Origin of the sequence: Streptomyces sp. NPDC048514 (assembly GCF_043199955.1) — a bacterium.
Taxonomy (GTDB): Bacteria; Actinomycetota; Actinomycetes; order Streptomycetales; family Streptomycetaceae; genus Streptomyces.
In genome coordinates this window covers 222,315-246,761 of sequence record NZ_JBICWT010000004.1, presented here as the reverse complement: position 1 = coordinate 246,761, position 24,447 = coordinate 222,315, and the positions used below count along the sequence as shown (strand labels likewise).

The 24,447-nt window shown below is 73.2% G+C and carries 14 protein-coding genes and 1 pseudogene; 10 read left to right on the top strand and 5 right to left on the bottom strand.

Annotated features, from left to right (window positions below; translation table 11 throughout):
- The first annotated feature begins 10 nt into the window (after nucleotides 1-10).
- Both ACGFT2_RS09855 and ACGFT2_RS09850 read left to right on the top strand, forming a co-directional pair.
- Nucleotides 11-3,448, top strand: a complete 3,438-nt coding sequence (locus ACGFT2_RS09855) for an SUKH-4 family immunity protein (protein WP_393275342.1) — start codon at nucleotides 11-13, stop codon at nucleotides 3,446-3,448.
- A gap of 332 nt (nucleotides 3,449-3,780) precedes the next feature.
- Nucleotides 3,781-4,668: a DivIVA domain-containing protein gene (locus ACGFT2_RS09850; RefSeq protein WP_393275340.1), complete on the top strand. Its 888-nt coding sequence runs from the start codon at nucleotides 3,781-3,783 to the stop codon at nucleotides 4,666-4,668.
- Between the two features lie 30 nt (nucleotides 4,669-4,698).
- On the opposite strand, the gene ACGFT2_RS09845 is transcribed toward ACGFT2_RS09850, so the two are convergent.
- From ACGFT2_RS09845 to ACGFT2_RS09835, 3 genes are all read right to left on the bottom strand, one after another.
- Nucleotides 4,699-6,339 (bottom strand): cation acetate symporter, encoded by a 1,641-nt coding sequence (locus ACGFT2_RS09845; protein ID WP_393275338.1) that lies wholly within the window; start codon nucleotides 6,337-6,339, stop codon nucleotides 4,699-4,701.
- A complete protein-coding gene (locus tag ACGFT2_RS09840; protein ID WP_393275337.1) occupies nucleotides 6,336-6,791 on the bottom strand; it encodes a DUF485 domain-containing protein in 456 nt (151 codons plus the stop codon). The genes ACGFT2_RS09845 and ACGFT2_RS09840 overlap by 4 nt, the downstream gene beginning before the upstream one ends.
- 217 nt (nucleotides 6,792-7,008) lie before the next feature.
- Nucleotides 7,009-8,505, bottom strand: coding sequence for an MFS transporter (locus ACGFT2_RS09835; protein WP_393275335.1), 1,497 nt, complete (start codon nucleotides 8,503-8,505; stop codon nucleotides 7,009-7,011).
- 479 nt (nucleotides 8,506-8,984) lie between these two features.
- On the opposite strand from ACGFT2_RS09835, the gene ACGFT2_RS09830 reads away from it, so the two are divergent.
- The 5 genes and pseudogenes from ACGFT2_RS09830 to ACGFT2_RS09810 all read left to right on the top strand — a co-directional run.
- On the top strand, nucleotides 8,985-9,773 hold the full coding sequence (locus ACGFT2_RS09830; protein WP_393275333.1) for an ABC transporter ATP-binding protein: 789 nt from the start codon (nucleotides 8,985-8,987) through the stop codon (nucleotides 9,771-9,773).
- Entirely contained in the window at nucleotides 9,770-12,352 is a 2,583-nt protein-coding gene (locus ACGFT2_RS09825) for an ABC transporter permease (RefSeq protein WP_393275331.1), read from the top strand. Before ACGFT2_RS09830 ends, ACGFT2_RS09825 begins: the two co-directional genes overlap by 4 nt.
- A 520-nt stretch (nucleotides 12,353-12,872) precedes the next feature.
- Nucleotides 12,873-16,406: a transcription-repair coupling factor gene (mfd, locus tag ACGFT2_RS09820; RefSeq protein ID WP_393275330.1), complete on the top strand. Its 3,534-nt coding sequence runs from the start codon at nucleotides 12,873-12,875 to the stop codon at nucleotides 16,404-16,406.
- Between the two features lie 226 nt (nucleotides 16,407-16,632).
- Nucleotides 16,633-17,349, top strand: a complete 717-nt coding sequence (locus tag ACGFT2_RS09815) for an HNH endonuclease family protein (protein WP_393275328.1) — start codon at nucleotides 16,633-16,635, stop codon at nucleotides 17,347-17,349.
- 188 nt (nucleotides 17,350-17,537) lie between these two features.
- Nucleotides 17,538-17,621: pseudogene (locus ACGFT2_RS09810) on the top strand (N-acetyltransferase); the annotation flags it as partial.
- A 137-nt stretch (nucleotides 17,622-17,758) separates the two neighbouring features.
- On the opposite strand, the gene ACGFT2_RS09805 reads toward ACGFT2_RS09810, so the two are convergent.
- Nucleotides 17,759-18,481 (bottom strand): hypothetical protein, encoded by a 723-nt coding sequence (locus tag ACGFT2_RS09805; protein WP_393275327.1) that lies wholly within the window; start codon nucleotides 18,479-18,481, stop codon nucleotides 17,759-17,761.
- Nucleotides 18,482-18,668: 187 nt separating this feature from the next.
- A complete protein-coding gene (locus ACGFT2_RS09800) occupies nucleotides 18,669-19,109 on the bottom strand; it encodes a hypothetical protein (RefSeq protein WP_393275325.1) in 441 nt (146 codons plus the stop codon).
- A 186-nt stretch (nucleotides 19,110-19,295) separates the two neighbouring features.
- Here ACGFT2_RS09800 and ACGFT2_RS09795 point away from each other — a divergent pair, with 186 nt between their 5' ends.
- From ACGFT2_RS09795 to ACGFT2_RS09785, 3 genes are all read left to right on the top strand, one after another.
- Nucleotides 19,296-21,743 (top strand): N-6 DNA methylase, encoded by a 2,448-nt coding sequence (locus tag ACGFT2_RS09795; protein WP_393275322.1) that lies wholly within the window; start codon nucleotides 19,296-19,298, stop codon nucleotides 21,741-21,743.
- A gap of 293 nt (nucleotides 21,744-22,036) precedes the next feature.
- Nucleotides 22,037-22,825, top strand: coding sequence for a hypothetical protein (locus ACGFT2_RS09790; RefSeq protein ID WP_393275320.1), 789 nt, complete (start codon nucleotides 22,037-22,039; stop codon nucleotides 22,823-22,825).
- 38 nt (nucleotides 22,826-22,863) lie between these two features.
- Nucleotides 22,864-24,357 carry a protein kinase gene (locus ACGFT2_RS09785; RefSeq protein WP_393276300.1) on the top strand — a complete coding sequence of 498 codons (1,494 nt, stop codon included), beginning with the start codon at nucleotides 22,864-22,866 and terminating at the stop codon, nucleotides 24,355-24,357.
- Nucleotides 24,358-24,447 lie beyond the last annotated feature (90 nt).

Sequence of the window (24,447 nt, the reverse complement as noted above, 5' to 3'; positions counted from 1 at the left end):
GCTGCAGGCGATGGTGACCTACGCGCAGGCGCAGGAGCGTGCCGAGGAGTGGATCAACGGCGACGTGCCCGTCTACCAGCACCGTGAGGTGCGGGTGCGGGAGTTCGAGCTGGGATTCGTGGTGTGGGGCGAGGACCGTGCGGAGGGCCCGCGCTCGGACGCGGGCGGGCAGCGGCTGGTCATCGCCCGGGACAGCGGGGAGGCCACGCTGTGGCCGGCGCTGCCGGTGGGCGAGGTGATCCGGCGGTACGAGGAGGAGTACGGGCGTGCCGACGAGCCCCAGGACGCGGTGCCGGCGGCCGCCGCGTCCCGTGTCGACCTGAACCAGACGTCGTTCCTGCTGTCTCCGCCGGAGTGGTTGCAGGAGGCGGCGGACAAGCTGGGTCTCGAGGACCGGCGGCCGGGCCCGGCCGCCGGCACGGGTGGCGGCACGGGTGGCCGGGACACGGGTGGCCAGGGCGGCCCGGGTGGCACGGACGGCACGGACGGTTCGGGTGGCACGGACGGTTCGGGGAGAGCCTCTGCCGGTGGTGGGTTTGCCGCCGGATCTTCCCCGGGTGTGGGAGTAGGGGCCGGATCTCCGGGTGTGAGCGTGGGGTCCGGCGCCGCACCTGATGCCGGTGCCGGTGCCGGTGCGCAGGGTGCCGGTCACGGGAGTTCCGGTGTCGGTGCCGGGCTGGCGGAGACGCAGGCCGGGGTGCCCGTGGACGCGTCGAGCGGCTCCGGGACGGCCGGGGCGTTCGGGGCCGGCGCCGCGGCTGCGTACGGAGGGCCGAGCGGTCCGCAGGTGCCGGGGGCGTCCGCTCCGGCGGATGCGCCTCCCGGCGCCACGCCTTGGGCCGGTACGGACACGAACGCGGGCGCCGGCGAGGACGACCGTTCCGTGCCGTTGCCGGCGACGGTGTTCGCGCCGCCGCTGAGCTACCCGGGCGACGAGGGTCCGCGCCCGCCGGCGGCCGCGCCGGATGCGATGACGGCGTTGATCCCGGGCGGCAGCCAACTGCCGCCCACGGCGGTCGCGCCGGCACTCGACGCGTCGAACGTGCCGGGAACGCAGGGCTACTCGCCCGGGTCGCAGGGCGGTTCGTCCGCGTTCGGTGGTGCGCCGGGTGCGCCCGGTGCCGCTTACCCGCCCGGCGTGCCCGCCGCACCCGGGGCGCCCGCCGTTCCTGGGGTGCCGGGCGTTCCTGGGGTGCCGGGCGCCACGCAGGGCAGCACGCCTCCGCCTCCGCCGGGTACGCCGCCGTACGGCTACCCGCAGGGTCCGGCGGTCCCGGGCACACCCCCGCCGGGCGTGCCCAACCCGCAGTCGGCGCACGGCACGCCGCACGCGCCCCTCGCTGCGCCTGGTACGCATGGTGCGCCTGGTATGCCCGGTGCGCCGCAGGGCAGCACGCCCCCGCCGTTCCCGGGCGCGCCGTCGTACGGCTACCCCGAGGGCTCCGGCACCCCGCAGGGCGCTCCGGGGTACGGCTACCCGCAGGCGCCGGGTGCACCGGGCGGTGTGCCGAACGCGCCGCAGGCCCCTGCCGGACCGGGTGCGTCGCAGCGGCATCTCGCGCCGAACGCCGGGGACATAGCGGATGCGGCGACGAGCAAGGCGGCGCCTCCGCCGAAGAAGGCGCGCGGTGGAGCGGGCGCGCCGCCACCGCCGCCGGGCCTTCCGGGTACGCCGGGCGTGCGCCCGGGCGGCGCGGCGACCCCGCCCGCGCCGGGTGCGCCCGCGGGCGGGTACGTGCCGACGCAGCTCGTGTCGGCGCTCGGGCCCGAGGGGCCCGAGGGGCCCGAGGGGCCGAGCGGCGCGGGTGCGCCGGCCGGCCCGGGAGGTGCGGACGGGGCACCGGCGCCGGGCGTGCCGAACGCGCCGGGCGCCCCCCGTCCGCCCGCCGCGCCTTCGGGTGCTCCGGGCGGCCCCCCCGCCGGCAACGTGCACCACGCGGCCACGGTGTTCGCGGACCCCGGCCAGTCGGGCGGCGGCATGCCGCAGCCTCCGGGCGCCCCGGGTGTCCCGGGCACTCCGGGTGTACCGAACCCGCCCGGCCCGCCCGGAACCCCGAACGCCCCGGGTGTACCGAACCCGCCCGGCCCGCCCGGGACTCCGAACGCCCCGGGTGCGCCTGCCGCGGCCGGCGCACCACAGTCTCCCGGTGCTCCCGGTGCTCCCGGTGCTCCCGGTGCTCCCGGTGCTCCCGGCGTCCCGGGTTCCCACGGTGGTGCGCGGGGTGCGGTGCATCATGCCGAGACCGTGCTGGCCGCGCCGCCCGTGGCCGGCCCGGGCGCACCTCCGCCGCCCGCTCCCGGCGCACCCGGCATGCCCGGCGCCCCTGGCATGCCGCCCGGCGCTCCGGGTGCTCCGGGTGCCTCGCACCCGATGCCTCCGGGTGCTCCGCAGCCGATGCCGCCGGGTGCCATGCCGCCTCCGGGTGCTCCGGTGCCCGGGCCGGCTCCCGCGTACGGGTATCCGCAGCAGGGGCAGCCGACGGTCGGCCCCGGCTATCAGGCGGTGCTGCGCTATCGCGCGCACGACGGTTCGGAGCAGCAGCTGATCCGGCGTTCCGCCCCGGGCATGCCGCACCCGGAGTGGCAGATCTTCCACGAACTGCGCGGGATAAACGTGCCGCCGGAACAGGTGCTGGAGCTGCACACCGAGCTGGAGTCGTGCGAGCTGCCGGGCGCCTACTGTGCGCGGATGATCCGGGAGCAGTGGCCGCAGGCGCGGATCACGAGCATCGCGCCGTACGGCACGGACCACGCGAGCCGGCAGCAGGGCATGCACCAGTTGCTGGCGCACCAGGGTGAGTTGCACCAGGTGGCGGACGGACCCGCGCGGCCGGCGCCGGTGCGTGCGCCGCTGCCGCCGGTGCAGGCCGCGCCGGCGAACCCCCCGGAGGTGATCGCGCAGGAGCTGGCGGCGGCGTTCGGGCCGGGGGTCTTCCGGTTCGAGCAGCAGGCGGTGTCGCGCCAGGGTGTGCCGCCGGTCGTGGCGCACATGCTGGTCGTGGCCGGGCTGCCGCTGGACATGGGCCCGTTCTTCTGGGCGCAGGCACAGCCGGGCCGTCCGGTGCCGACGCTGGCGGAGCTGGCGGCCGAGCGCGGGGTGCAGCCGGCGGCGGACGCCGGGTCGTACCTCGTCATGGGCAGCGACTTCGGCAAGGCGATCTGTGTGCAGTACGGCACGGCGAACATCGTGGCCGTGCCGGTGGAGGCGGGGCCGGGCGGTGCTCCGGTGCCGCCGCAGTTCGTGAACAGCGGGCTGCCGGAGTTCGCACGGTGCCTGGCCCTGCTGGGCCGGATGTGGCGTCTGCGGCACGGGCTGAACCAGGAGCAGGCGGGCCGCTGGACGGTCGACTTCCAGGCGCAGCTGGCCTCCCTCGACCCCGCGGCGCTCGGCTCTCCGGAAAGCTGGTGGTCGGTGCTGCTGGAGCAGATGTGGGACGGGCTGCTGTGACGCACGCCGGCCGGAAGTGAGCGGTCGCGGTCTCCACGCGCGCGTGATCCCGTGAAGGACGGGATCACGCGCGCGTGATCGCGTTCTCGGCGTGCGCGTGGAGGACACGATGACCGCTGCCCGGCCGGGCGGCGAGCTTCGGCCGACGCCGCGAGGTACGCCCATGTGGGGGAGGCGCGCCGGGTGTCCCCGCACGCCACGCCGATGGTGAAGTGCGACATTCCGGCCGCGCCCGGACGGCGGAGTGTCGCGTTACGAACAGTTACACCCGATCCATCAAGATATGCGCGAAATCATCCTGTCGTGCATGTCCGGTGGAGAGGGGCTCCCAGGTGAGCAGCGCATCGATGTCGCCGCACGACTTCGCGGCGGTCCGGGGGCGCGGCTACCGCCCCGACCAGGTCGACGCGTTCCTGGAGGCGCTCTCGCAGGACCGGGACGCCGCCTGGGAGCGCGCGGCGCGCCTTACCGTACTCGCCAAGGACATGGAGGCGGAGGCCGCGCGGTTGCGCGAGACCGTCTCCCAGCTCGAGCCGCAGACGTACGAGACGCTCGGCGAGGGCGCACGGCGCCTGTTCCAGAGCGTGCTGGAGGAGGCGGCGGACCTCCGCAAGCGCACGCGGCGTGACGTGCACAGGCACCTCACGCAGACCGAGGCGCACGCCGAGGACCTGCGCCGGGAGGCGCAGGAAGCGGCGGACGCCCTCCGCGCGGACGCCGACGAACAGGCCCGCCAACTGCTCCTCGCCGCCCACGCCGAGGCCGACGACCTCCGCATCGGCGCCCGGCGCGAGGTGAAGGAAGGGCGCGGAGAGGCCGTCGCGGCGTTGCGTGAGGGCCGGGACCGCATCACCGGCCTGCTGGCCGAGCAGACCCGGGAGCAGGCCGAGCGGTGGGCGGAGGTGGAGCGCGAGGAGGCGGAGGCGGCGGCCGCGGTGGACGCCGGGTTCGCCGAGCGGGTCAGCCGGACCGAGCACGAACTCGCCGAGGCAACGAGGGCGTTCGAAGAGGCGGAGGAGTACGCGCGCCGCGCCCCGGAGGAGGCACGCGCGCGTGGCGCCGAGATCATCGCCGAGGCACGCGCGCGTGAGGAGCAGATCGGCCGCGAGACGGAACAGGTGCTGCGCGAGCACGGCGAGACCTGGGACGCCGTACGGGCGCACATGGACAACGTGCGCAGCAGCCTGACTTCCCTGACGGGCCGGGCCGCCCTGGAATAGCGGCCGCCCGAACCGCCCGGCACGCACGCGTCAGTCGCGTACCACTCCGGCCAGGATCCGTCCCTCCACCGCCTCGTACTGCCGCCGCTGCTGCTCCGCCCCGGTGCGGCCCGCGGCCACCGTGCCCAGCCAGCCGAAGAAGAACCCGGCCGGGATGGAGACGAGTCCGGTGGTGGTGAAGGGGAACCAGTTGAAGTCGGCGTGCGGGAAGGCCGAGACCGCTGAGCCGGAGACCAGGTTGGTGCCCGGCATAAGCAGCAGCACGGTCGACGAGCCCCCGATCAGCGTGGCCAGCAGCCCGCCGCGCGTGTAGCGGCGCCAGAAGAGGCCGTAGACCAGGGCGGGGGCGAGAGCGGAGGCGCCCAGGCAGAAGGAGAGCGTCACCAGGGGCTGCAGGCTGTGCTGTTGCACCAGGGTGGCCAGCAGGATGGTCGGGACGCCTATGGCGAGGGCGGAGACGCGGGCCAGGGCCATCTCTCGGCGGGCCGGCATCTCCCGCACGCGCGCGGAGAAGACGTCGTGGGCGAGGGAGTTGGCGCAGGCGAGGATCATCCCGGCCACCGAGGCGAGCAGGGTCAGGAAGATCGCGGTGGTGACCATGGTGAACAGGAAGGTCTCCGCCGTCGACACATCGGCCCCGAACGCCGCCCGCGAGCCCAGCAGATAGGCCGTGTTGCCCTGCGGATCGGCCGCGGAGATCGCGGCACGCCCGACCAGTGCCGTGGCGCCGAAGCCGATCACGGTGATGACCAGCACGAACAACGCGACGATCGACACCGCCCAGGACATCGAGCGGCGGACCTGGCGGGCGCTGGAGGCCGTGTACGTGCGCATGGTGATGTGGGGCAGGCAGGCGCCGCCGAGCACCACGGTCAGCTCCGAGGCGATCATGTCCAGGCGGGACCCGGGTCCGGTGCCGAACTGCAGCCCGGAGCGCAGGAAGGCGGGTCCTGCCCCGCTCCGCCGGGACGCCGCGGTGAACAGGGCGCCCGGGTCCCAGTCGAAGCGGCGCAGGATCAGCAGGGCGACGACGGTGCCGGAACCGACCAGCATCACGATCTTGAGGATCTGGATCAGCGCGGTGCCCTTCATGCCGCCGATCGCCGCATAAGCGATCATCAGGGCGCCGACCCCCACGACGCACCCGGTCTTCAGGGACTCGTTGGTGAAGCCCAGGATGAACGCCATCAGCTGCCCGGTACCGGCCAGTTGGACCAGCATCAGCGGCAGCAACGAGGCGATGGTCACCGCGCACGCGGCGATGCGTACACAACGGCCCGGCAGCCGGCGGGCCAGCGCGTCGCCCATGGTGAACCGGCCCGCGTTGCGCAGCGGTTCGGCGAGCAGGAACATCATCAGCATCAGCGACAGTGCCGTACTGAGGGCGAGGACGACGCCGTCGTACCCGCACAGGGCGATCACTCCGCCGGTGCCGAGGACGGTGGCCGCGGAGATGTAGTCACCGGCGATGGCGAGCCCGTTGCGCAGCGGGGAGAGGGAGCCGTAGCCGGTGTAGAACTCGTCGAGGTCGTCGCGGTCGGGGCCGGTCATCACACAGAGCAGCAGGGTCACGGTGGCGACGGTGGAGAAGGCGACCAGGGACATGGCCTGGGCCGACCCGCTGAAACCGGTCAGGCCCCGGCCGGCGAGGCCGACCGCGGTGGCGGTCATCGGCCCGCTCCCCGTCGCGCGTCGAGTTCGGCCGTCCTGCGGATGCGGGCCGCGAGTGGATCGACGTGCCGGCGCGCGGTGTGCTCGTACAGGGCGATCGCGAGGCAGGTGACGGGAAGCTGGAGAAGGGCGAGCAGCAGGCCGGCCGGAATTCCGGCGGCCGTGCGCGACATGACGCCGGGCGCGCAGGCGGACAGGACGAGGAACAGCGTGAAGTAGCCGAGTGCGGTGAGCGTGGCGGTACGCCGCTGCCAGCGGTAGGCGCTGCGCAGCACGCGCAGATCGCTGTGGTGGCCGAGGGGCTCGCGGTGCGGCCGGTGCGGCGGACGGGACGGTTCGGGCGCGACCGGCTGCCAGGGGTAGGTGTACGACGGTTGCGGCGTGCGGTGCGGTTCGGGCGGGATCGGCTGCCAGGGGTGGGTGTACGACGGTTGCGGCGGGTCGTAGGACATCCCGGGGCTCCTTGCGTGGCTCGGGTCCGTGGCGGCGGACCGCAGGGAGGTGGGGGGCGCGGAGCCACGCACGCTACTCGCGAGTCCGTAACCGCGCGGCGTTTTCACCGAACTGGCCGGTCGGTATGCGCTTGCTAGCCGAAAACACGTGCCGGGTGCCGGTGTTACCGCCGTTAACCAGCGGAAATCCGCCCCGGGGGCGGCGTCCGGGACCGTTTCAGTCGTCGAGTACCGGGAATTGGCGCGGTGCCACCGACAGGAGCACCAGGAAGGCCAGCGCGGCCGCTCCGGCCGCGCCGAGGTAGACCGCGTGCACCGCCGCGGCGATGGCCCGCCGGGTCGCCTCCGGGGCCGTTCCGGCGTCCAGCGCGCGCGTGACGGAGTCCAGGTCGCCGGCCCCGCCCAGCCGGTCCGCGAGCACCCCGTTGGCGACGGCGCCGAACAGGGATGCGCCGAGGGTCTGCCCGGTCTGCCGGCAGAAGAGGACGGACGCGGTCGTGGTGCCCCGCTCCGACCAGCCCACGGTCGACTGCACCCCGACGATCAGCGGCAGCTGGAACAGCCCCAGCGCCCCGCCCAGCAGCAGCATCAGCAGCGTCGGCTGCCACCACGACCCGGGATAGGGCAGGAACGGGAACGCGCACAGAACGAGCGTGGCCAGGCCGATGCCGAGCAGCGCGGTGTCCCGGAAGCCGATGCGCCGGTAGACGTGCTGGCTGAGCGCCGCCGACAGCGGCCAGCTCAGCGTCCACACCGACAGCACGAACCCGGCGGCCACCGGCGCGAGTCCGAGCACCGACTGCGCGTACGTCGGCAGGAACACCGCCGGTGCCACCATCAGCAGCCCCAGCGCGCCGAGCGCCAGATTGACGGCCGCGATCGTCCGGCGCCGCCACACCCACCCCGGGATGATCGGCGCGGCGGCCCGCCGCTCCACCGCCACCACGACGGCGACCAGCGCCAGACCGGTACCGAACAGCGCCAGCGACGGCGTGGACAGCCACGGCCAGGCGACCCCGCCCTGGACGAGGGCGGTCAGCAGCACCCCGCCGCACGCGAACACCGCGAGCGCGCCGGCCCAGTCCACGCGCGCGTGGGCGGTGACCTCCCGTTCGGGCTCGTGCAGGTGACGCACGATCAGCCACAGCGCGGCGGCACCGATCGGCAGGTTGATCAGGAAGATCCAGCGCCAGTCGGCGTACGCGGCGAGCACCCCGCCGAGCCCCGGCCCGGCGACCGCCGACACGGCCCACACCGTGGACAGCTTGGACTGGATCTTCGGGCGCTCCGACAGCGGATACAGATCGGCGGCGAGCGTCTGCACGGTGCCCTGCAGCGCCCCGCCGCCCAGGCCCTGCACGATCCGGAAGGCGATCAGCGCCCCCATGTTCCAGGCCCCCGCGCACAGCAGCGAGCCCAGCAGGAACACCGCCGCGCCGGCCACCAGCACCGGCTTGCGGCCGAAGGTGTCGGACAGCTTGCCGTACACCGGAAGTGTGACGGTCACGGCGAGCAGATAGCCGGAGAACAGCCAGGAGAAGACGGAGAACCCGCCGAGGTCCCCGACGATCTGCGGTACGGCCGTGGAGACGATGGTGGCGTCGAGTGCCGCCAGTGCCATCGCCAGCATCAGCGCGGCGACGACCGCCCCCCGCCGCCGCGTGTCCCGCTGCCGGCTCGCGCCGCCCTGTATCGCAGGTGTCGTACTCCCCACCGGAAAACCCCTCCCGTGCCCGCCGCCCGAACCCGCTCCGTGCCCCTTGCACCCATCTCCGGTACGACAGCTTCCCACGGCGCCCTCGACTTGCCCCTGACGCGACGGAAGGGTGGAGGCTTGCCGCACCGAAGGGTGGAGACGACCCCGAGCGGGCCTCCACCCGGTGGTGGAGCCCCCCTAGGGGGACCTCCGTACTACGGCTCGGGGGAGGTTCGTCCCGGCGGACGACGAGCCGGGCCGGGCGCGGTCCTTAACCTGGCTTTACGCCGCTGGGGAGCGGTCGACGGCCCGGCGGCACGCCACCCGGGGGGTGGTCGGCCGCACCGGCGGGGGTGGGGTTTACCCCCTGGTAAGAGGGGGCTTCGCACCAGCGCGCGGCACCGCGCCGGCCGCGAGACTCATGGACGTACCCAGGACGACGCTTCGGCACACCGGGGCACCGCCACAGACCTGCTGACCGACATAGGAGACATACCGTGACATCGGCTGTGACCATTCCCAGGCACGGGGGCACTGGAGAGCGTACGGCCGTTGCCGCACGGGCGCGGCAGGTCGTGAAGGCGTACGGGTCCGGCGAGACCCGGGTCGTCGCGCTCGACCACGTCGACGTGGACATCGCCCGCGGCCGGTTCACCGCGATCATGGGCCCCTCGGGGTCCGGCAAGTCCACGCTGATGCACTGCCTCGCCGGACTCGACACCGTGACGAGCGGTCAGATCCTTCTCGACGAGACCGAGATCACCGGCCTGAAGGACAAGAAGCTCACGCAGCTGCGCCGGGACCGCATCGGCTTCATCTTCCAGGCGTTCAACCTGCTGCCCACGCTGAACGCGATCGAGAACATCACGCTGCCCATGGACATCGCCGGCCGCAAGCCCGACCGGGCCTGGCTGGACCGGGTCGTGGAGACCGTCGGGCTCGCCGGCCGCCTCAAGCACCGGCCGACCCAGCTCTCCGGCGGCCAGCAGCAACGCGTCGCCGTGGCCCGCGCGCTGGCCGCCCGCCCGGAGATCATCTTCGGGGACGAGCCGACCGGAAACCTCGACTCGCGCGCGGGATCGGAGGTCCTGGGCTTCCTGCGCCGCTCGGTGGACGAACTCGGGCAGACCATCGTGATGGTCACGCACGACCCCGTGGCCGCCTCCTACGCGGACCGCGTCCTGTACCTCGCCGACGGCCGGATCGTCGACGAGATGTTCCAGCCGACGGCCGATCAGGTCCTGGACCGCATGAAGGACTTCGACGCCCGGGGGCGCACGTCATGACCGTCCTGAAGACCTCGATGCGCAATTTCCTCGCGCACAAGGGCCGCATGGCCCTGTCGGCTGTCGCGGTGCTGCTGTCGGTGGCGTTCGTGTGCGGCACGCTCGTGTTCACCGACACCATGAACACCACCTTCGACAAGCTGTTCCAGGCGACCTCCTCGGACGTGCAGGTCAGCGCCAAGGGCTCGTCCGACACCGGCGAGACCACCTCCCGCACCGGCAAGCCGCCCGTCATACCGGCCTCCGTCCTCGGAGAGGTCCGCAAGGCCGCCGGCGTGCGGTCGGCCGAGGGCACGGTGTTCTCCACCTCGGTGACCGTCGTCGACGCCGACAAGGACAAGTTGTCGCCCAGCAGCGGCGCGCCCACCATCGTCGGCAGCTGGAACGGCAACGACGCCCGCACCATGGAGATCACCTCCGGTAAGGCGCCCAAGGGCCCGGACCAGGTGATGGTCGACGCCGACACCGCCGGCAAGCACGGCCTGAGGCTCGGCGACGAGATCAGCGTGATCACGGCCGTCGGCACGCACCACGCGCGCGTGTCCGGCATCGCCGCCTTCAAGGTCACCAACCCCGGCGCGGCCATCTTCTACCTGGACACGAAGACCGCCCAGCTGACCCTGGTCGGACGGACCGGCGTCTACACCGACGTCAATGTCACCGCCGCCCGGGGGGTGACCGACGCGCGCCTGAAGGAGAACGTCGGCGCCGCCCTCGGACACCACTACAAGGTGCAGACCGCCAAGGAGGTCGCCGACGCCAACCAGAAGGACGTCCAGAGCCTCCTGAACGTCATGAAGTACGCGATGCTCGGCTTCGCCGGGATCGCCTTCCTGGTCGGCATCTTCCTGATCGTCAACACCTTCTCCATGCTGGTCGCCCAGCGCACCCGCGAGATCGGCCTGATGCGCGCCATCGGCTCCTCCCGCAAGCAGATCAACCGGTCGGTGCTGATCGAGGCACTGCTGCTCGGCGTGCTCGGCTCCGCCCTGGGCGTCGGCGCGGGCGTCGGCATCGCGGTCGGCCTGATGAAGCTCATGGGCCAGATGGGCATGCACCTGTCCACCGACGACCTGACCGTCGCCTGGACCACCCCCGCGCTCGGCCTGCTCCTCGGCGTGGTCGTCACCGTCCTCGCCGCCTACCTGCCCGCACGGCGCGCCGGCAGGATCTCCCCGATGGCCGCCCTGCGCGACGCGGGCGCCCCGGCCGACGCCAGGGCCGGTGCCGTCCGGGCCGTCATCGGCCTGCTCCTCACGGCCGGCGGCGGCTGGAGCCTGCGCATCGCCGGTACCGCCGACCAGGCCAAGAGCGGCTCGGGCTGGCTGGGACTGGGTGTGGTGCTCACCCTGATCGGCTTCGTCGTCATCGGCCCGCTGCTCGCCGCCGGCCTGGTCCGCGTCCTGGGTGCGATCATCCTGCGGGTCTTCGGGCCCGTCGGCCGGATGGCCGAGCGCAACGCCCTGCGCAACCCGCGCCGAACCGGTGCCACCGGCGCCGCCCTGATGATCGGCCTGGCCCTGGTGGCCTGCCTGTCGGTGGTCGGCTCGTCCATGGTGGCCTCCGCCACCGACCAGCTGGACAAGACGGTGGGCGCGGACTTCATCATCATGGAGGACAACGGCAAGGAGATCGTCCCGCAGGCGGTCGAGGCGATCAAGAAGTCGCCGGACCTGGCGCGGGTCACCGAGTACAAGCTTCTGGACGCGACCCTGACCACCCCGGACGGCCGCGTCTCCAAGCGCGAGACCATCAACGCGGCCGACCCGTCCTACGCGCGCGACGTGCACACCAAGACGGTCGCCGGCAGCCTCGCCGACGCCTACCGGCCCGACTCGATGTCCGTCGCCGAGGGCTTCGCCGGGAAGCACGGCCTCCGCCTCGGCTCCACGGTCGCCGTCGACTTCGAGAACGGCAGGACGGCCAGGCTGAAGGTCCGCGCGATCACCAGCGACGACGTCGTCATCGACAAGGGCGCGATGTACGCCTCCATCGCCACGGTGGCCACATACGTGCCGGCCGGCCGGATGCCGCTCGACGACCTGGTCTTCGCCACCGCCGAGGAAGGGCACGAGGCCGCCGCCTACAAGGCGCTCAAGGCCGCGCTGCACGACGACTTCCCGCAGTACACCGTGCGCGACCAGACCGACTACAAGCAGGAGCTCAAGGACCAGATCGGGCAGATGCTGAACATGGTCTACGGCCTTCTGGCGCTCGCGATCATCGTCGCGGTCCTCGGCGTGGTGAACACCCTGGCGCTCTCCGTGGTCGAGCGGACCAGGGAGATCGGCCTGATGCGGGCCATCGGCCTCTCCCGCCGCCAGCTGCGCCGCATGATCCGCCTGGAATCCGTGGTGATCGCCGTCTTCGGCGCCCTGCTGGGCCTCGGCCTCGGCATGGGCTGGGGCGCGACCGCCCAGAAGCTCCTCGCCCTGGAGGGCCTGACCGTCCTGGAGATCCCCTGGCCGACGATCACCGGGGTCTTCGTCGGCTCGGCCTTCGTGGGCCTGTTCGCCGCGCTGATCCCGGCGTTCCGGGCGGGCCGGATGAACGTACTGAACGCGATCGCGACGGACTAGACGGACTAGACGGACTAGACGGACCGGACGGACCGGATAGAGGCGGTCCGAACGCACTGAACGGTCCGGACGGGCTGGACGGTCCGGACGGGCCAGTCGGCTGGACGGGCCAGTCGGCTGGACGGGCCAGTCGGCTGGACGGGCCGCCGGCCACCGCGCACGGAGGCTGCGCGGGACGACCACCGCATACGGGGGTTGCGGGGGAGAGACCCGGTGCCGGGAAGTCTTGGGGGACTTCCCGGCACCGGGTTCTTTTGCGGGCCCGGCGGAGGTTGCGCGGGGTTCTCTTGCGGGCCCGGCGGAGGTCGGTGCCGGGTTCCGCGGTCCGGCGGAGGTTGTCCACAGGCGTGGGGCCCGGGTGCCGGTGCCCGCGATCGGCCGCGGTCGTCCACAGGCTCGACCCGGAGGTTGTCCACAGGCTCCGACGCCGGCGCCGGCACCGTCGTACGCTGGAGACCCCCGGCCCGCCACCAGAGTCGGGCTCTTCGCGTTGCCCACACCAGGACGGAAAACCTCCTCCATGAGCCTGCACGGTCTGCTCGACGCCGTCGTCAAGGACGCCGCCCTCGCGGAAGCGATCAAGGCGGCCGCGGACGGCAACCGCATGCACGTCGACCTCGTCGGCCCCCCGGCGACCCGCCCCTTCGCGGTCGCCGCCCTGGCCCGCGAGGCCGGCCGCCCGGTGCTGGCCGTCACGGCGACGGGCCGGGAGGCCGAGGACCTGGCGGCCGCCCTGCGCTCGCTGCTGCCCCCCGAGGGCGTCGTGGAGTACCCCTCCTGGGAGACCCTCCCGCATGAGCGGCTCAGCCCCCGCAGCGACACCGTCGGCCGCCGCCTGGCCGTCCTGCGACGCCTCGCCCATCCCCGCCCGGACGACCCCGAGACCGGCCCCGTGTCCGTCGTCGTCGCCCCCGTGCGCTCCGTGCTCCAGCCGCAGGTCAAGGGCCTCGGCGACCTGGAACCGGTGGCCCTGCGGACCGGCCGGACCGCCGATCTGAACGAGATCGTGGAAGCCCTCGCGGCCGCCGCCTACGCGCGCGTGGAGCTGGTCGAGAAGCGCGGCGAGTTCGCCGTCCGCGGCGGCATCCTGGACGTGTTCCCGCCCACCGAGGAACACCCCCTGCGCATCGAGTTCTGGGGCGACGAGGTCGAGGAGATCCGCTACTTCAAGGTCGCCGACCAGCGCTCCCTCGAAGTCGCCGAGCACGGACTGTGGGCGCCGCCGTGCCGCGAGCTGCTGCTCACCGACGACGTACGCGGCCGTGCGCGTGCCCTCGCCGAGGAGCACCCCGAGCTGGGCGAACTGCTCGGCAAGATCGCCGAGGGCATCGCCGTGGAGGGTATGGAGTCCCTGGCGCCGGTCCTCGTGGACGACATGGAGCTGCTGCTCGACGTGCTGCCCAAGGGCGCCATGGCCGTCGTCTGCGACCCGGAGCGGGTCCGCACCCGCGCCGCCGACCTCGTGGCGACCAGCCAGGAGTTCCTGCAGGCCTCCTGGGCGGCCACCGCGGGCGGCGGCGAGGCGCCCATCGACGTCGGCGCGGCCTCCCTGTGGTCCATCGCCGACGTCCGCGACCGCGCGCGCGAGCTGGACATGATGTGGTGGTCGGTCTCGCCCTTCGCCGCCGACCTCGAACTGGACGCCGGCACCCTCAAGCTCGGCATGCACGCGCCCGAGACCTACCGCGGCGACACCGCGCGCGCCCTCGCCGACACCAAGGGCTGGCTCGCCGACGGCTGGCGCGCGGTGTACGTCACCGAGGGCCACGGACCGGCCGTCCGCACGGTGGAGGTGCTCGGCGGCGAGGGCATCGCGGCCCGCATGGACGGTGACCTCGGCGAGCTGAGCCCCTCCGTGGTGCACGTCTCCTGCGGCTCGATCGAGTACGGCTTCGTGGACCCGGCGCTCAAGCTGGCCGTGCTCACCGAGACCGACCTGTCCGGTCAGCGCACCGCGAGCCGGGACGGGGCCCGTATGCCGGCCCGCCGCCGCAAGACCATCGACCCGCTCACCCTGGAGCCGGGCGACCACATCGTCCACGAACAGCACGGCGTCGGCCGCTACATCGAGATGGTGCAGCGCACCGTGCAGGGCGCCACGCGCGAGTACCTGGTCGTCGAGTACGCGCCCGCCAAGCGCGGCCAGCCCGGCGACCGGCTGTACATCCCGACCGACCAGCTGGAGCAGATCACCAAGTACGTCGGCGGCGAGGCGCCCACGCTGCACCGCCTGGGCGGCGCGGACTGGACCAAGACCAAGGCACGCGCGAAGAAGGCCGTCAAGGAGATCGCGGCCGACCTGATCAAGCTGTACAGCGCGCGCATGGCCGCCCCCGGCCACGCCTTCGGAGCCGACAGCCCCTGGCAGCGCGAGCTGGAGGACGCCTTCCCCTACGCGGAGACCCCCGACCAGCTGACCACCATCGCCGAGGTTAAGGAGGACATGGAGAAGTCGATCCCCATGGACCGGCTGGTCTGCGGCGACGTCGGCTACGGCAAGACCGAGATCGCCGTGCGGGCCGCCTTCAAGGCCGTACAGGACGGCAAGCAGGTCGCCGTGCTCGTGCCCACGACGCTGCTGGTGCAGCAGCACTTCGGCACGTTCTCCGAGCGGTACGGCCAGTTCCCCGTCAACGTGCGGGCGCTGTCCCGCTTCCAGACCGACACCGAGGCCAAGGCCGTCCTGGAGGGTCTGAAGGACGGCGCGGTGGACGTCGTCATCGGCACCCACCGGCTGTTCTCCTCGGAGACCAAGTTCAAGGACCTGGGCCTGGTCGTCGTCGACGAGGAGCAGCGGTTCGGCGTCGAGCACAAGGAGCAGCTGAAGAAGCTCCGTGCCAACGTGGACGTGCTGACGATGTCCGCGACCCCGATCCCGCGCACCCTGGAGATGGCGGTCACCGGCATCCGCGAGATGTCCACGATCACCACGCCGCCCGAGGAGCGGCACCCGGTGCTCACCTTCGTCGGGCCGTACGAGGAGAGGCAGATCGGCGCCGCCATCCGCCGCGAACTGCTGCGCGAGGGCCAGGTCTTCTACATCCATAACCGGGTCGAGTCCATCGACCGTGCGGCGGCCAGGCTGCGCGAGATCGTCCCCGAGGCCCGCATCGCCACCGCCCACGGCCAGATGTCGGAGACGGCCCTGGAGCAGGTCGTCGTCGACTTCTGGGAGAAGAAGTTCGACGTGCTGGTTTCGACCACGATCGTCGAGTCCGGTATCGACATCTCCAACGCCAACACCCTGATCGTGGAGCGCGGCGACACCTTCGGCCTGTCCCAGCTGCACCAGCTGCGCGGTCGCGTGGGACGAGGCCGGGAGCGTGGCTACGCCTACTTCCTCTATCCCCCGGAGAAGCCGCTCACCGAGACCGCGCACGAGCGCCTGGCGACCATCGCCCAGCACACGGAGATGGGCGCGGGCATGTACGTGGCGATGAAGGACCTGGAGATCCGCGGCGCGGGAAACCTGCTCGGCGGCGAGCAGTCCGGCCATATCGCGGGCGTCGGCTTCGACCTGTACGTCCGCATGGTCGGCGAGGCGGTCGCCGACTACCGGCGGCAGCTGGAGACCGGCGAGATCGAGGAGGAGCCGCCGCTCGAGGTCAAGATCGAGTTGCCGGTCGACGCGCACGTCCCGCACGACTACGCGCCCGGCGAGCGGCTGCGCCTGCAGGCCTACCGGGCCATCGCCTCCGCCAACTCCGAGGAGGACATCAAGGCCGTCCGCGAGGAACTCACCGACCGCTACGGCAAGCTGCCCGAACCGGTGGAGAACCTGCTGCTGGTGGCCGGCCTGCGGATGCTCGCGCGCGCCTGCGGCGTCGGCGAGGTGGTGCTGCAGGGCACCAACATCCGTTTCGCACCCGTGGAGTTGCGCGAGTCGCAGGAGCTGCGGGTCAAGCGGCTGTATCCGGGCACGGTCATCAAGCCGTCCGCGCGCCAGGTCCTCGTCCCGCGCCCGAAGACCGCGAAGGTCGGCGGCAAGCCGCTGGTCGGCCGGGAACTGCTCGGCTGGGTCGGGGAGTTCCTCGCCTCGATCCTGGGCTCGTAGTCCCGCCCGGTCCTGCCGTCCTGCTCACCCTGCCCGTCCTGCCCTTCCTGTCCTGTGTCCGCCCTGTTCGCCCTTTTCGCCGTCCGCCGATCGGAGCGCTGTTGCAGGCCCCGTGGAAGTGAAGCTTTCGGTGGCTTGCCTGCCGGGAGGGTAAACGCGGTTACCGTGGGGTGGGACGATCCGCCCGCACCCGGGGGCGGCCAGGGGCGAGCAGGGGGAACGCGACGTGACGCGTCTGAGGGGCGGGGCGGTCACCGCTGTGGCCGTGCTGGTCGCCATGACCGGCTGCAAGTCGGAGCACGCCACCGGGGCCGCCGGTCCCGAGGACACCGGGAGCGGCGGCGCGGCCATGACCGCCGCCGACTCACTGGCCGTCAAAGGACGTGCGCCCAAGACGGGTTACTCCCGCACCGGGTTCGGGTCCGCCTGGGCGGACACCGACTCCAACTCCTGCGACACCCGCGACGACATACTCAAACGCGATCTGAGGGCCGTGAAGTTCACCGGCGGCACCTGCAAGGTCTCCTACGGCCTGCTCCGGCCGGACCCATACTCCGGCAAGGACATCACCTACCGGCGCGGCCGCAGCCAGGTCGACATCGACCACGTCGTCGCCCTCTCGGACGCCTGGCAGAAGGGTGCCAAATACTGGGACCCCGGCAAGCGCATAGCGCTGGCCAACGACCCCCTCAACCTCATCGCCGTCGACGCGAGCACCAACCGCGGCAAGGGCGACGGCGACGCGGCCACCTGGCTCCCGCCGAGCAAGGCCTACCGCTGCACGTACGTCGCCGCGCAGGTGGCCGTCAAGAAGAAGTACGGCCTGTGGGTCACCGCCGCCGAGAAGGCCGCCATGGAGAAGGTCCTCGGCACCTGCCCCAAGCAGAAACTCCCCTCCGGCGGCAACCCGACCAAGGCCCCGGAGCGCTTCCGGGCACGCTGAGCCGAGGCCGGCCGGTGGCGTGCGGGCGTGCTTCCGGATGCGCCGAGCGGGTGCCGGCGGTCGCTACCGGAGGACGGAGAACCGTCGCCCGCCCGAACCTGCCCTGGAGGGTGGGCGATTCACTCGCGTCGCGCGAGGTGCGCGGCCCACCGTGGCCCGCATGAACGCCGAGGTGAGCAGCGTCGCCGAGCGGCCTCCTGCGGTCGGCGATGCGGGAGAACGCCCGCGCCCGTGGCTTCCGTGAGGTCGTCGCCCCCGTCCGGCCCAGCGGGACGGGACCCGGCAGGACGCCCGTAGGCCGGCCCCGTGGGTCGGCCGGGCGGGGCGCCCGTAGGCCGGGCCCGTGGATCGGCCGGGCGGGGCGTCCGCAGGCCGGGCCCGTGGCCTGGCCCGGCCTGTCCTCTGCGTGTCAGGCGGCCGACTTGGCCTTCAGCGACCCAAGGATCCGTGTCGTCAGCTTCGCCGCGCTCGCGGCACCGTCGTCGCTGCCCGCCGTGGACAGCACGGTGACCACGGTGCCGCCGGAACGGGCCGCGACGAGCGTGGTGCCGTTCTCCCAGGTGCCGCTCGTCAGCGTCATCGTGTACGCCTCGTCCCCGAGACCGGCCGTGGTGCGGCCCGTGACCTTCACCTTGGCGTGGGTGTCCGTGTCCGTGAAGGTGGCGCACCCGGTGGCGACGGACCGCAGCGCCTTCATCACGGTCTTCGCCGTGGTGCCCTGGAAGGCGTCGATCTCCTGGGCGAGTTCCTCGGTGCTGTCCTGGTTCACGTAGTCGTCCTGTGCGAAGGACACGCCTCCCTTGAAACCGGTGACCTGGATCCAGGACGTGCCCTCCAGCCTGGTGCAGTCCGGCTTCGCGGTGCTCCTGCCGGACGGCGGGAGGAACTCGTCGCCGGTGTCCGAGGCGCCGTCGGCCTCACGGGTGAACCCGGCCGGGAAGGCCGACGCGGGCGCCAGCACCTGCTTGAGCTGGGTGCCGTTGAGCAGGCCGGCGTTGAGGTCCTTCGCCTTGGCCGGCTCCGCACTCGCACCGGCGCCGGTGCCGGAGGAGGAAGCCGGGGAGCAGGCGGAAAGAGCCAGGGGGAGAGCCGCGACGGCGAGCGCGGTGGCGACACGGGACGGGAGACGCATGACAGTCCTTCGAGGAGAAATGATGAAACGGGGGAGTTGTGCGTACGGCATGCCGTACGGCGTCCGGAACCGGCCCCGCCGGGTGCGGGGCCGGTGGCCGTGAACCGGTGGGACACGGCCGGACGAGCGGGAGGTGCCAAGGCCGGGGCGGCCGGTCCGCCGGCCGACGGATCAGCCGGCCGAGGCGTCAGGGGCGGGTCAGGGAGGCAACCGCGGGCGACGCGAGTCCCGGAGACAGGGTTGCGGGACGCAGGGGTTCGGCGACGATCGAGTTCAGCGCGTGCCCGGTGTCCTTGGTGCGCTTCGAGTAGCACATGCCGTCGGTGTCACCGGTCGTGCGGTATGTACGGGGCTTCACGTCGGAGCCGACCTGGTACTCGCCGACGCCGTCGAACGCGGCCTTCTTCTCGGCGGCCTTCCCAGCGTCCCCCGAGCCCTTCTTGCCGCTCGATCCGCCTCCGGCCTCGGCGCCGGACTCGTGCTCGGCGGAGGCCGCGCAGGCCTTGCCGGTGCCTCTCGGTCCACGGTCCTTGCCGTCGCTGCCGTCGCTGCCGGCGTTGGCAGACACGGCACCGATGACGACGATCCCGACGCCGGCGCCGAGCGCGATCTTGGCCTTCGTGCCCATAGCGAACCCCTCCCCGAAGCGACGGCCACCCCCTCCGGTGGCCGCTCGTTCGCTGGGTCAATAAGATCAGAGCTTGTGAACCGAGTCAACACGGTTCACGCGTGGAGTCGAGTACACGGTCGTGAAGTCCGATCTCCTGTACGCCGGTATGCTCGGCGCACACACGGGACGAGGGGAGCGGGGCCGGTGCAGGACAACGCGACAGAGGTGACCGCGGCCGGTATCGCGCGGCTCGCCGGAGTGGGCCGTGCCGCCGTGAGCAACTGGCGCCGGCGGCACGCCGACTTCCCCAGGCCGGTCGGCGGCAGCGAGACCAGCCCGTCCTTCGCTCTCGCCGAGGTCGAGGCCTGGCTGCGCAAGCAGGGCAAACTCGCCGAGGTTCCGCTGCGTGAACGCGTCTGGCAGCAGCTCGCCGGTCATCCCGAGGGCCCGTTGACCGCCTTGGTGCACGCCGGTTGCGCGCTGCTGCTGATCTGCGAGCGCCCGACGGTCTGGCTCGATGTGAGCGCCGGTTCCGACGCGCGGATGGCCGCGGTGCTGCCCGGCGCGCTGGAGCAGGTGCTGACCCCGCGCTTCGGGCTCGCGTCCGGTCGAGCGGTTCACGGCGACCGGTCCGCGGACGCCGCGACCGGTGTGAACACCGCTGACGACGCACCGGGCGTGGACGCCGCGCCGACCGAGCCCACTGTGAACGCAGCACCCGCAACGACGCGTGGGAATCCGTCACCAGCCCCGCAGACTGTGAACACCGAACGCCCGGCACACCCTGTGAACACCCCGTCGACTGTTCACAACACCCAAGCCGCTCACAGCACGCCCGGCGCGCCCGCCACCGCCCCCGGCACGCCGGCTGCCGTTCACAGCCCACCCGCCGTTCACAGCGTGCCCGCCACGTCCGGCGCCCCCGCCACCTCCGGCGCCCCCGTCACTCCCCGCGCCCCCGCCCCGCCCGGCACACCCGCCCGCCGTCCTCCGACCCTCCGCACCCCCACCGGCCCCCAGCTCCTCCCCTCCGCACCGCTCCTGCGCGGGTCCGCCGAGCTGGCCGCCGAGGTCGGGGCGCGTCAGGCCTTCGAATTCCTGCTGGGGCGGCACCTGGACGCCAACCCGCGCCAGTACACGCTCACCCCGGCCGAGCTCGCCGGCCTCATGGCGGAGCTGGCCGGCCCCGCCCGCAGCGTCCTGGACCCGGCCTGCGGCACCGGCGCCCTGCTGCGTGCCGTGGAAACCCGGCCCGGTCAGGAGCTGTACGCCCAGGACAGCGCCCCCGACCTCGCCGCGCTCACGGCGCTCCGGCTGGCGCTGCACTCGCGGGCCACCGTGCGCGGGACCGCCGGCGACACCCTGCGCGCCGACGCCTACCCGGAGCTGCGCGCCGACGCGGTGCTGTGCCACCCGCCGTTCAACGAGCGCAACTGGGGCCATGACGAACTCGCCTACGACCCCCGCTGGGAGTACGGCTTCCCGGCGCGGACCGAGTCCGAGCTGGCCTGGGTGCAGCACGCGCTGGCCCGGCTGACCGACGGCGGCACGGCCGTCCTGCTCATGCCGCCGGCCGCAGCCTCCCGCCGTTCCGGGCGCCGGATCCGTGCCGACCTGCTGCGGCGGGGCGCGCTCAGGGCCGTGGTCGCGCTGCCGGTGGGGGCGGCGCCGCCGTACAACATCCCGCTGCATCTGTGGGTGTTGCGCCGGCCCGGCCGGTCGCCGGTGACGCCCGAGATCCTGCTGGTGGACACCGGAAGGTTCGCCGGGGAGGGGCGGAACGGTCCGGACTGGCCGGCGGTGCGCGACGCCGTCCTGGACGCCTGGCGCGCCTTCGCGCGCGCGGGACGGCTGGACGAGCGGCGGGGACTGGCCCGTTCCGTGGCGGTCATCGAACTCCTCGACGACGACGTGGACCTGGCCCCCGCCCGCCATCTGCCGCCGCCGGCGATGGCCGACGGCGCGGAGCAGCTCACGGCGGTGCGCGAACGCCTGGGCGCGACCCTGCGCCTGACCGCCGACCTCACTCCGCCTCCCGCCGACCCCGCGCCGCCCGCGCGCTGGCCGCTCACGACCGTCGGTGAACTCGCGCGCGGGAGCGCGCTGGTGATGCGTGCCGGCGGGAACGGCGGGCACGCGCGCGTGCCCGTTCTCACCGACCACGACGTCCTCGCCGGAACCGCACCGTCGGGCACGCTCCCGGAGAGCGAGGAGGAGGCCGTGCTGACCGAACCGGGCGACGTCGTCGTACCGGTGCTCGGCGGTGGTTCCGTGGCGCGGGTGATCGACGAGGCGACCGGCGGCGCCGTCCTGGGGCGCAACCTGGTGCTCCTGCGCCCCGATCGCACGGCGCTCGACCCCTGGTTCCTGGCCGGGTTCCTGCGGGGCACCGCCAACAACCGGCAGGCCAGCAGCTACGCCTCCACCGCGACCCGGCTGGACGTGCGCCGCCTGCAGCTGCCCCGGCTCCCGCTGGAGGAACAACGGCGCTACGGCGCACGCTTCCGCGCACTCGACGAGTTCGAGCGGGCGCTGCGCCATGCGAGCCGGCTCGGGGAGCAACTCGTGCGCGGCATGTACGACGGCCTCACCGACGGCACGGTCACCCCCGAAGGCACGGTCACCCCCGAAGGCACGGTCACCCCCGACTGAACGGCCCACCGTCGCTGTTCGGCCACCGGCCGACCATCGGCCAGCCACCGGCCGACCACCGGCCGACCACCGGCCGACCATCGGCCAGCCACCGGCCGACCACCGGCCGACCACCGGCCGACCACCGGCCGACCACCGGCCGACCGGGGTGCCGGACAACGGTTCGGTACAGGCCCGCCCGCATGTCCGTGCTGGGCCATATGCTCGAAGCGATAATCGGCCGACCGGCGTCGCCCGCCCAGCGGAGCGCGTGGGGCGGACGTGCACGCCCACTTCAGGCAACAGGAGCAGCCATGCAAGGCCTCGGCTACGGACAGCCGGTGAAGCAGCCGCCGCACACCGGCTGGCTGGTCTTCCTGCGCGTGCTGTTCGTGGTGCTCGGGTTCTTCAGCATCGGCTTCCTGAGCTGGGCGATGCTGCTGCGGCTGGCGCTCGTCACGCGCCGGTCGCTGGACTGGGGCCTGTTCGTGGCGGTGCTGGCGGCCGACGTCCTCAGCCTCACGCTGCTGGCGACCGAGCCCGGCGACGAGGTCAACACCACCGGCGGTTACGTGGGCATGCTGCTGCTGCTGGGCGGTCTCGTCTGCGCGACGGCGTACTACCTGGCCGCGGACATACGTCACTTCATGATGCGGCAGCAGGCGTACGCGGCCCAGCGGTCGGCACCGGCGTACGGCTACCCCGGCCCCGCGAACCCGTACAGCGGGACGCAGGCGGCGACCGCGCCGGCCGTGCCCCACCACTCCACGGCCCAGCCGGCTCCCACCGGCCCGCACACCCCGCCGCCGGTGCCGCACACGCCGGTGCCGCACACGCCCGTGCCGCACACGCCCGTGCCGCACACGCCCGTGCCGCACACGCCCGTCCCGCACACGCCCGTCCCGCACACGCACACGCCCGTGCCCCGGCCCCCGTCTCCCACCCCGCCGTCCCGGCGCCCGGCGCCCGCCCGGATCGACCAGGTGCGGGCCGAACTGGACGAGCTGAGCGACTACCTGCGCCAGCACGGCGTCCGGCGCGACGGCGAGCCGGGCGGCGGCCACGACGGCAGGCAGGACGCCGGCCACGAGGGCGGAAGGTGACCGTGGCGACGGGACGTGTCGTCTCCGGCCGGTACGAACTGTCCACGCTCATCGGGCAGGGCGGCATGGGCCAGGTCTGGACGGCCTACGACCAGCGGCTCGACCGGCGGGTGGCGGTGAAGCTGCTGCGCCCGGACAAGGTGGCGGGCCAGGAGGCCGACGAACTGCGCCGCCGGTTCGTGCGGGAATGCCGGGTGACCGCGCAGGTGGACCACCCGGGCCTGGTCACGGTGCACGACGCGGGCAGTGCGGGCGAGGAGCTGTTCCTCGTCATGCAGTACGTGGACGGCGCCGACCTCTCCGACCACCTCGCCGAACACACCCCGTACCCGTGGCAGTGGGCGGTCGCGGTGGCCGCGCAGCTGTGCGCCGTGCTGAGCGCCGTGCACGCCGTGCCGATCGTGCACCGCGACCTCAAGCCGCGGAACGTGATGGTGAAGCAGGACGGCACGGTCACCGTCCTCGACCTGGGCGTGGCCTCGGTCATGGACACGGACACCACTCGCCTCACCCACACCGGCTCACCGATCGGCTCGCCCGCCTACATGGCCCCCGAACAGGCGATGGGCGGCGCGGTCGGCCCGTACACCGATCTGTACGCGCTGGGCGTGCTGATGCACGAACTGCTGAGCGGGGACGTGCCGTTCGTGGGCTCCACGGCGCTCGGTGTGCTGCACCGGCACCTGTACGAGCCGCCGCTGCCCGTGCGCCGCATACGCCCCGAGGTCCCCGAGGCGCTCGAGGCCCTCGTCCTGCGGCTGCTCGCCAAGGACCCGCAGCACCGTCCGGCGTCCGCACAGGAGGTGTACGAGGACCTGGCGCTGCTCCTGCCCGCGCGCGGGATGCCCACGGGGGCGCCTCTGGACCCCACGCGCCCTTTCCTGCGCCCGCACGCCCCTTGGCCAGACCGTGCGCGGACCCCCGCGCCCCAGCCCGCTCCCGTCGCGCCCGCGCCGCCGGTGGCCGACAAGCCGGATGTGGCCGCGGCCGTGGACGAGGTAAAGCGGCTGCTGGGAGAGGGCCGCATCACCCAGGCCGTCGACATCCTCGGCACGATCCTGCCCGCGGCGGCCGAGCAGCACGGCGAGCACTCCCCGGTGGTGCGCACACTGCGCAAGCAGTACGCGGCCACGCTCATGGACGACGGCCAGTACCGGCGCGCACTGCCCGAACTGCGCCGTCTGGCCGACGAACGCGCCGCCGAGGCCGGCCAGGCCGACCCGCAGTCCCTGCGCTTCCGCTACGAGGCCGCGCAGTGCCTGGAACAGCTCGGCGAACCGGCGGCGGCGCTCGCCGAGTACCGGGCGCTGCTGCCGTACTACGAGAACCGGTACGTCTCCGGCGACCCGCAGCTCGCCCACGACGTCCGCCGGCGCATCGGCCATCTGCTGCTCGCCCTCGGTGACCGGCCGGCCGCGCACGACACGCTCGCACGGCTGGTGATGGACGTGGAGCGGGTGCACGGTCCCGGCCATCCGATGGCCGTGGAGGTCCGGCGCACGCTGCAATGGCTGGGACAGGTGCGGGGTTAGACTTTGCCGGCCCTTGGAAGGATCTTGCGAAATCCGAGGGTCCGGGTTTCCCGAAAGCAGGGACGGCGCCGGATACGTTGCGCTTCGTTT